This window comes from Bradyrhizobium lablabi (genome assembly GCF_001440475.1).
Lineage (GTDB): Bacteria > Pseudomonadota > Alphaproteobacteria > Rhizobiales > Xanthobacteraceae > Bradyrhizobium > Bradyrhizobium lablabi.
Map to the genome: position 1 here is coordinate 399,418 of NZ_LLYB01000071.1, position 8,821 is coordinate 408,238.

The 8,821-nt window shown below is 63.6% G+C and carries 10 protein-coding genes; 8 read left to right on the forward strand and 2 right to left on the reverse strand.

Features of this window, described 5'->3' with window-relative positions; translation table 11 throughout:
- The first annotated feature begins 93 nt into the window (after window positions 1–93).
- The 7 genes from CQ14_RS19230 (at window position 94) to CQ14_RS19260 (ending at window position 6,648) form a co-directional block, all read left to right on the forward strand.
- Window positions 94–942 (forward strand): ABC transporter ATP-binding protein, encoded by an 849-nt coding sequence (locus tag CQ14_RS19230; protein WP_057859385.1) that lies wholly within the window; start codon window positions 94–96, stop codon window positions 940–942.
- Between the two features lie 11 nt (window positions 943–953).
- Window positions 954–2,357 carry an enolase-like domain-containing protein gene (locus CQ14_RS19235; protein WP_057859386.1) on the forward strand — a complete coding sequence of 468 codons (1,404 nt, stop codon included), beginning with the start codon at window positions 954–956 and terminating at the stop codon, window positions 2,355–2,357.
- On the forward strand, window positions 2,354–3,505 hold the full coding sequence (locus CQ14_RS19240) for a Gfo/Idh/MocA family protein (RefSeq protein WP_057859387.1): 1,152 nt from the start codon (window positions 2,354–2,356) through the stop codon (window positions 3,503–3,505). Before CQ14_RS19235 ends, CQ14_RS19240 begins: the two co-directional genes overlap by 4 nt.
- Before the next feature lie 12 nt (window positions 3,506–3,517).
- A complete protein-coding gene (locus CQ14_RS19245; protein WP_057859388.1) occupies window positions 3,518–4,711 on the forward strand; it encodes a dihydrodipicolinate synthase family protein in 1,194 nt (397 codons plus the stop codon).
- Complete coding sequence (locus CQ14_RS19250; protein ID WP_057859389.1) at window positions 4,711–5,574, forward strand: sugar phosphate isomerase/epimerase family protein; 864 nt, start codon at window positions 4,711–4,713, stop codon at window positions 5,572–5,574. The genes CQ14_RS19245 and CQ14_RS19250 overlap by 1 nt, the downstream gene beginning before the upstream one ends.
- 234 nt (window positions 5,575–5,808) lie before the next feature.
- Window positions 5,809–6,099, forward strand: coding sequence for a hypothetical protein (locus CQ14_RS19255; protein WP_156435142.1), 291 nt, complete (start codon window positions 5,809–5,811; stop codon window positions 6,097–6,099).
- A 195-nt stretch (window positions 6,100–6,294) separates the two neighbouring features.
- A complete protein-coding gene (locus tag CQ14_RS19260; protein ID WP_057859391.1) occupies window positions 6,295–6,648 on the forward strand; it encodes a hypothetical protein in 354 nt (117 codons plus the stop codon).
- A 53-nt stretch (window positions 6,649–6,701) separates the two neighbouring features.
- Here CQ14_RS19260 and CQ14_RS19265 read toward each other — a convergent pair whose 3' ends face one another.
- Both CQ14_RS19265 and CQ14_RS19270 read right to left on the reverse strand, forming a co-directional pair.
- Window positions 6,702–7,052 carry a c-type cytochrome gene (locus CQ14_RS19265; protein ID WP_245320405.1) on the reverse strand — a complete coding sequence of 117 codons (351 nt, stop codon included), beginning with the start codon at window positions 7,050–7,052 and terminating at the stop codon, window positions 6,702–6,704.
- Between the two features lie 153 nt (window positions 7,053–7,205).
- Entirely contained in the window at window positions 7,206–8,345 is a 1,140-nt protein-coding gene (locus CQ14_RS19270; RefSeq protein WP_245320406.1) for a Spy/CpxP family protein refolding chaperone, read from the reverse strand.
- Here CQ14_RS19270 and CQ14_RS46465 point away from each other — a divergent pair.
- A partial coding sequence (locus tag CQ14_RS46465; protein WP_245320407.1) for a hypothetical protein occupies window positions 8,337–8,821 on the forward strand: 485 nt, incomplete at its 3' end. The two genes, CQ14_RS19270 and CQ14_RS46465, sit on opposite strands and share 9 nt — an antisense overlap.

An 8,821-nucleotide genomic window follows, 5' to 3' on the forward strand; every position in this document is an offset into this window, starting at 1 on the left:
GAAGCAATCCATGGAGCAGCAAGCATGTGTGGATTGCTTCGTCGCTTCGCTCCTCGCAATGACGGTTCGTTGTCACTGAATGGACTTACCTGAATGAACCCCGCGACCAAACCGACCGAGTTCGACCAGCCAGCCGCGCATCTGCGGCTGGTGTCGGATCGCGCCGGTAACGCGGCGCCGGGCATCACGCTGTCCGGCGTCTCGAAGACCTATCGATCGCGCGACGGCGATGTGCCGTCGCTGCGGCCACTGGATTTCCACATCAACGAGGGCGAGTTCTTCGTCGTGGTCGGCCCGTCCGGCTGCGGCAAGTCCACGCTGCTCAAGATGATCTCCGGGCTGCTGGCGCCCTCGACGGGCGAAATCCTGGTCGAAGGCGAGAGAGTGACGAAGCCGCACGGTAATGTCGGCATCGTGTTCCAGAACGCGCTGCTGCTGCCGTGGCGCAACATCCTTTCCAACGTGATGTTGCCGATTGACATGAAGAAGCTGCCGCGCGACGAATATTTGCCGCGGGCGAAAGCGCTTCTGAAACTGGTCGGTCTCGAAGGGTTCGAAAAGAAACTGCCGTGGCAATTGTCCGGCGGCATGCAGCAGCGTGCCTCGATCTGCCGCGCGCTGGTGCACGATCCCAAGATCATGCTGATGGACGAGCCGTTCGGCGCACTCGATGCCATGACGCGCGAGAGGATGAATGTCGAGTTGATGCGCATCCAGCGCGAAACCGGCAAGACCGTCCTGCTGATCACGCATTCGATACCGGAGGCCGTGTTTCTCGCCGACCGCGTGCTGGTCATGACCGAGCGGCCCGGCGCGATCGCCGCGATCTACGACGTGCCGCTGCCGCGCCCGCGCTCGCTGGACGCGATGGCCGATCCCGCCTTCACCGAACTGGTGCAGCGGATTCGCAAACACTTCTTCACCCAGAGCGCACTGGACTGAAAGCTGGCTTGATGCCGTATCGCCTGGTTGTAAAGGACATCGCTTTCTTCGAACGTCCGGTCACCTTTGCCCGGCCGTTCCGGTTCGGCGCGGTCGTCATCAACGCAACGCCGCAGGCATTCGTGCGTGTCGAGATCGAGGTCGAAGGCAAGGGCAGCGCAGTTGGCGCCAGCGCCGAATTTCTGGTGCCGAAATGGTTCGACAAGCGGCCGCATCTTACGCCGCAAGAGACCGTCACCGAGTTGCGGCGCTCGCTGATGATCGCGCGGGATTTCTATCTCGCGCATACAGCGTTTGAGACAGCATTCGGCCTGCACGCCGCCTGTATCGGCGCACAGATCGAGGCCTGCGCCAGGGAGGATATCCCGCCGCTGGCCGCAGCGTACGGCTCGGCCGAGATCGACAAGGCGATCCTGGATGCGCTGCTGCGTTGCACCGGTGCCAACTTCTTCGATGGCATGGCGGCCAATATTGCCGGCGTCGATGCGCGGCTGTCGCGCGATCTCGGCGATGATGACGTGGCGCGGTTTCTCACGGGCCGCAAGCGGCTGGAGCGCGTAGCGATCCGGCACACGGTCGGCATGGACGACAAGGTGGAAAGCGAGGGCGGTGTTGCCGACATCAGCGAAAACGCCGGTGCACGCTATTTCAAGCTGAAGCTCAACGGCGACCCGGCGCACGATGCAGATCGCCTGAGCCGGATCGGCAAGGAACTCGCGACGCTGCCCTACGATTACCGTGTCACGCTCGACGCCAACGAGCAGTATGCCGATCTTCCGGTTTTGAGCGGGCTGATCGAGCGGCTCGACCGCGAGGCAGCGCTGCAACCGATCGCGCAAAAGCTGCTCTATATCGAACAGCCGATGCCGCGGGACATCACAAAGGCATCTCCGCTCGGCGCGCTGGCGCGGCGCGATTTCATCGTCGACGAAGCCGATGATTCCTACGACGCATTCCCCGTGGCGCGGGCGCTCGGCTATCGCGGTATCTCCTCGAAATCCTGCAAAGGCATCTACAAGTCTGTCATCAACGCCACGCGTGCGGCCAAATGGAGCACTGCCGGCGAAAAGTGTTTTGTCGCGGGCGAAGATCTCACCTGCCAGGCCGGCCTTGCCGTGCAGCAGGATCTTGCACTCGGTGCACTGATCGGCGCCACCCATGCCGAGCGCAACGGCCACCACTATGTCGATGGCTTTGGCGATACGCCCGCCCCCGAGGCGGAAGCGTTTCTCGCAGGCCATGCCGATCTCTATGCCCGCGACGGCGGAAAAATCCGGCTCGCGATCCATGACGGCGACCTCCTGACGGGATCGCTGACCACACCGGGCTTCGCCACTGCCGTGCATCCGGACTGGTCCGAGATGTCGCCGCTCGCGGAGCCCACAGCCAAAATTCCTCTGGAGAAAGCAGTATGACGACCAAACGCCTCGGCCTGATCATGAACGGCGTGACCGGCCGGATGGGGCTCAACCAGCATCTGATCCGCTCCATCATCGCGATCCGCGACCAGGGCGGCGTGCTGCTGTCCAACGGCGACCGCATGCTGCCCGACCCGATCCTGATCGGGCGGGACGCGGAGAAGGTGGAGAAGCTCGCCAAGCGCTTCAATGTGGAGCGCTGGTCGACCGATCTCGACAAGGCGCTCGCGGACAAGAACGACACGATTTTCTTCGACGCCGCGACCACGCAGGCACGTCCGTCTCTGCTGACCAAGGCGATCGAGGCCGGCAAGCACGTCTATTGCGAGAAGCCGATTGCGACTAATCTCGAAGAAGCTATCGCGGTGCTGAAGCTCGCCAACGCCAAGGGCGTCAAGCACGGCACGGTGCAGGACAAGCTCTTTTTGCCGGGCCTGAAGAAGCTCGCTTTCCTGCGCGATTCCGGCTTCTTCGGCCGCATGCTCTCGGTGCGCGGCGAGTTCGGCTATTGGGTGTTCGAGGGCGGCTGGCAGGAGGCGCAGCGGCCGTCGTGGAATTACCGCAGCGAGGACGGCGGCGGCATCATCCTCGACATGGTCTGCCACTGGCGCTACGTGCTCGACAATCTCTTCGGCGAGGTCGAGAGCATTTCCTGTCTCGGCACGACGGATATTCCCGAGCGTTTCGACGAGAAGGGCAAGAAGTACACGGCGACCGCCGATGACTCCGCCTATGCCACCTTCCGCCTCAAGGGCGGGGTGATCGCACATATCAACATGAGCTGGGTGACGCGGGTCTATCGTGACGATCTCGTCACCTTCCAGGTCGACGGTACCCATGGCTCGGCCGTGGCGGGCCTGACCGACTGCGTGATCCAGGCGCGGCAGGCAACGCCGCGGCCGGTGTGGAATCCGGACGAGAAACGCACCCATGATTTCTATGCCGACTGGCAGAAGGTTCCGGAGAACGTCGTCTACGACAACGGCTTCAAGGAGCAGTGGGAGATGTTCATCCGCCACGTCTGCGAGGACGCGCCCTACAAGTTCACGCTGCTGGAAGGCGCCAAGGGCGTGCAGCTCGCCGAATGCGCGCTGCAAAGCTGGCGCGAGCGGCGCTGGATCGACGTTGCCCCGATCAAGGTGTGAGGAGGCCTAGCCGTGAACAAGCCTGTCCTGCCGATGTCGTCGCTTTCTCTGAAATTGCCGACCGTTGGCGGCCTGATCGAGACCTATCGCCTCGCTGCGTCGCGGACGTTTCCGGCAAAGCTCCAAAGCCCGCTGAACCGCGTGGCCTTCTCCGCCGCGCATGTGGTGGCCGATCCGTTTGTCGATAATGATCCCTGGCTGACATCCGCGATCGACTGGGATCGCACTATTGCGTTCCGAGAGCACGTCTGGGATCTCGGCCTTGGCGTTGCCGAAGCGATGGACACCGCGCAGCGTGGCATGGGGCTGGACTGGCCAACCTCGCTGGAATTGATCCAGCGCTCGGTGAGGGCTGCGCAGGCAAGGGGCGGTGCGCTGGTGTTCTCCGGCGCCGGCACCGATCACCTCGCGGTGGAGGATGCGAAGTCGATCGACGACGTCATCCGCGCCTATGAGGAGCAGATCGCCGCGGTCGAGAAGGCCGGCGGCCGCATCATCCTGATGGCCTCGCGGGCGCTGGCAAAGCTCGGTCGCAGCGCCGACGACTACGCCAAGGTCTATAACCGCGTGCTGTCGCAGGTGCGCGAGCCCGTGATCATCCACTGGCTCGGCGACATGTTCGATCCGGCGTTGGCAGGTTATTGGGGCACGGCCGACCTCGACAAGGCGATGGATACGGCGGTCGCCATCATCAACGCCAACGCGGCCAAGGTCGACGGCGTAAAGGTCTCGCTGCTCGACAAGCAGCGCGAGATCGACATGCGCCGTCGCCTCGACAAGAACGTCAAGATGTATACCGGCGACGATTTCAATTATGCCGAACTGATCGCGGGCGACGCGCAGGGCTTTTCCCACGCGCTGCTCGGTATCTTCGACGCGATCGCGCCGGCGGCGTCCTATGCGCTGTCGCGCCTCGCCGCCGGCGACGAAGCCGGCTTCCACGACGTTTTGGGGCCAACCGTGCCGCTCTCGCGCCATATCTTCCGGGCGCCGACGCGGTTCTACAAGACCGGCATCGTGTTCATGGCGTATCTCAACGGCCATCAGGACCATTTCACCATGGTCGGCGGGCAGGAGAGCACGCGCTCGACGCTGCATCTGGCCGAACTGTTCCGGCTTGCCGACAAGGCGGGCTTGCTCTCCAACCCTGACCTGGCGACACGGCGCATGAAGACGGTGCTGGCAACGCGCGGCATCGAACCCTGATGCGTGATTTTTCTTCCGACCATCGTTGGCTGTCGTTGAATACGGCAACGGTACGCAAGCAGGGCGATCTCGTCGCCATCATCGACGCCTGTGCGCGACACGGTATCCGCGCCATCGATCCCTGGCGCGACCAGGTCGCAGCCATCGGCCTCGACCGCGCCGTGCGCGCGGTGCGCGACGCGGGCCTTGAACTCTCGGGCTATTGCCGCGGCGGCATGTTCACGGCGGACTCTGCGCACCGCATCGAGGCGCGCGACGACAACCGCCGCGCCGTCGACGAGGCCAAGGCGCTGGGCGCGCCATGCATCGTGCTTGTCGTCGGCGGCCTGCCGCAGTACTCGCGGCCGGGAAGCGCTATTTCGAAGGACATCGTCGCAGCACGCACGCAGGTCCATGACGCCATTGCCGAAATGATGGAGTACGCAAAACAGGCAAACGTGCCGCTTGCGATCGAGCCGTTGCATCCGGCCTACGCCGCCGACCGCGCCTGCGTGAACACGACGAAGCAGGCGCTGGATATTTGCGACCAGCTCGATCCGCAGCGCACCGGCGCGCTCGGTGTCGCGCTCGATGTCTATCACATCTGGTGGGATCCGGAATTGATGCCGCAGATCGCGCGCGCCGGAAAGGATCGGCTGCTCGCGTTTCACGTCTGCGACTGGCTGGTGCCGACAAGAGACATCCTCAACGACCGCGGCATGATGGGTGATGGCGTCATCGACATCAAATCCGCGCGAGCAGCGGTCGAGGCGCAGGGCTTTGCCGGCTATTCCGAGATCGAAATCTTCTCCAACGACTGGTGGGCGAGGCCGATGGACGAGGTTTTGAAGACCTGCATCGAGCGGCATCGGACGGTGGTCTAGCGGCGGTCGATCGAGGTCGCTCGTTCGCTGTCTCAATGACGGACGGTGTTGTCTCGTATGTGAACTGACACGCCTTCTGGTTGTGATAGTGTCGCGCCAGGAGACAGCGCGCGGTTCCAGATTTAACCTTTTGCGCGGCTATTTAGATTAACAAAGGGTTACCGTTGCGCCTGTGCGCGCTGCGGCGTTAGCTAATCGGTAAGGAGAATTTCTCCGCGAACGATGAGCGACAACATGAAAATCCTTTACGCAATTGCGACCCTCACCCTGCTTTCGACCTCGGCGCAAGCCTGGCAGATCGTGACCCGCTGCACCCACAGCATCTACTTTGGCAGTGTTTGCACGAAGTCCTTTCTCGACGATCCGGTGCGCAACCCGGCGCAGGAGCTGGAAGACGAAAAGGCAAGGCGCGCCAGCATCGAGAAGTGGGAAGCGTTCTGCAAGCCGAAGCGCACCTACGACAATGAAGGCGTGGTCCGCCTGGTTTACGCCCGCAAGGGTTGCGAGTTCGGACGCAGCGAATAATTGCTGCTTCCGCTCCTCGCGATCAGCGAGGAGCATCCCGGGCTTTCGCCCGGTGATGCCGTGGCCTTGCTGCGCCCGAAAGACAGCTAAATCTTTATCGACCAAATTGCGATCCGGTTAGTCACGCCGCTTTACGACGCCTCAATGCTTGTCGGCCATTGCTGACGCACGGCATTTATTCAAGAGGCAGTATCAATGCGCGTGTTCATCGCAATCTCGATTGTCGTCGCTTCGGTATCGTTCGCGTCCGCGCAGACGGCGGATGCCGCCCGGGCTGTCGAAGCGGCATGGGCTGCAGCGGCCGCCCGGGCTGCGGCCAATGCCTACGCCACGCCGTACAGACTGAAAAGCAGTTTTTACGTCGGCGGCAGCGGCACCATGAAGGTCACGCCCCGGACGGCCGAAGATCTGAAGGCCGATGAAGCGGGCCAGGCGGCATGGAACGAACGCTGCCGGCCGACCGTGATCGAAGATCGCGAGGGGCTGCGGCGCGTAACATATGCCGAGCGCGATTGCGATCTCTCCCGCTTCAATACTGCAGGAAACTAGCGCTGCTGCGCGCGAGCCGGAATTGATCGGCGCGCTGGCTGCGCGTTGCGCCGTTATCGCGGTTGGGCAAGGAAGGCGACGATCCTCTTTCTGTCGTCGCTTGATGAGAGGCCGCCATACGGCTTCATGCTGTTGCCGGGTACGACCTCATCGGGGTTTGCAATGAAGCGGTCGAGCTTCTGCTCGTCCCAGACAAAGCCGGCCTCTTTCATCGCGCCGGAAAATGCATAGTCCGGCAGCGATCCTGCTTTCCGGCCGACGATCTTGTACAGGTTGGGGCCGAGCCGGTTGTCGCCCTCCTTCACCATGTGGCAGGTCCGGCAGGCGTTGTTGAACGCCTGTTGGCCTGAGGAGTCCTCGGTGCCTTGCGACGTCTGAGGCAGGGCGGAAGGCGACGCAAGCATGTACGCCGTTCCGATCAATGCCATGATCAGGAGCAACCTGCGCCGGTGCCGCACACATCTGTCTTGCCGGCTGGATGTTGGTCGTGTGAGCGGAACAATGGATTGCCATCGCCTCATTCGATCACCTCGTCAGGCAAGGGGCCAAAGTTGCGGTCAGGGGCTTGCGGTCTGTTGCAGCGTATTGAAGCGCGCCTTCTGCTCATTGCCCAGCGTGGCATAGAACTTGTCCAACGCCTCCTGCACCCAATCGGCTGCCTCGAGCATGGCCTTGAGCCGCTTCTCCATCGCGTCCAGCCGCCCAACCGGGGTAAGCGGCACGTCGTCCGGGCAGGCAGCTTGCAGCCCTGCAACCGCCTTCTTGGTCACGTCGCTTAAGCGGTCGAGCGCTTCCTTTTGCTCGCCTGCGGGACGTATCACGGCCTCGATCCGCTCGATCGGTAGTTGCGTGAGGCTGGATTTCGGGTCGCCGCAGGCCTCGGCTTGAGTACTGGCTTCCTGCGGCTTCTGCTGTCGCGAGCGCTCGCCGACATCGGGGCCGAGCGCGTTGAAGCGCGCCTTTTGCTCGTCGTTCAGCGAATTATAGAACTGCTCGAGTGCCGGCCGTACGATCTTTACTGCGTTGAGCGTTGCGCTGACGCGGTTCGTCATTGCCCGCAGGCGAGCGGGGGGTGTCATCGCATAGGAATCGACGCAGGATTCCTTGAACGCATCGGCCGCCTTTGCCGCGGCGGTCTTCAGTTCATCGAGCAAAGCGCGCTGTTCGGGCGTCGGCCGCACCGCCCGTGTGATCTCTGCGATCGGCCAAGCGGTCACGCCCTTGTCCGGGCTACCGCACAATTGCCGGAGAGCCTGTGGGCTCACGCTCGCGCGTCCGCGCGCGCGATAATCGGTGATGGCAGCGCCTGGTTCCGGATATCGGGCGTAAGCGGAATAGGGGCTGTCCGTACCCCAGAACACCGTGTCGACGAAGTCGTCGTAAGCGTAGGCCCAATAGCCGGGGTCGTAGGCGGCGGGCCAGAACGTATATTCAAAAATGTCGGAATAGGCGTAGGGCCAGAATACCGGCCCGAGCCAGGCCACAAACGCTGCGCGGTGACCGCGCCGCCAGGCGTGGCGCGGAGCCCAGCCGTTCTCCCGGGCCGTGAGTGCCGCTCGGGCCTGCAGGGCATCGTTGCTGCGGAACTGCGCGGCAAATCGCCCGCGGGCTGCTGCCTGCGCGGCGGCTGTCGCGGTGGATCGTTCAGAAGGCAATGGTCCCAGCCGCTGCAGGCGCGCCTGATCGCTTTGCTGCATGCGCTGTTCGCGCTGGAGCAGGCGGCTCTGTGTCTGCAGCAACCGCTCCTGCGCGCGTTGCGCCCGGCGGCCTTCCGGCTTTTGCGACTGCAATTGCTGCACACGCTGCTGCAAGCGATCAATGCGGCCCTGGCGCTCCGTGCTCTGGCGCGACAGCACCTCACGCTGCCGTTGCTGCACCATTTGCTGTCGCTGCTGGATGTGCTGCTCGCGCTGCTGCGCGCGCGTTTCGATCTGTTCCTTCCGCGACGGCCGTCCCTCCACAGCTGGCGATGGGCTCGGACGGGATGGCGCGGCGATGCGTGGCTCGTTGTGTCTCGTCATGGCCGGTCGCTGCGGCGGCGCGGCACGATGGATCTCGGGCCGCGGCGCTGCAATGCGCGGTGCGGCCTGTGGTCGCGATGGGGCGGCGATACGCGGCGGGGCGTGTGGGACCATGGCTGGGCGCTGCGGCGGGGGTGCCGCACGGAACGCCG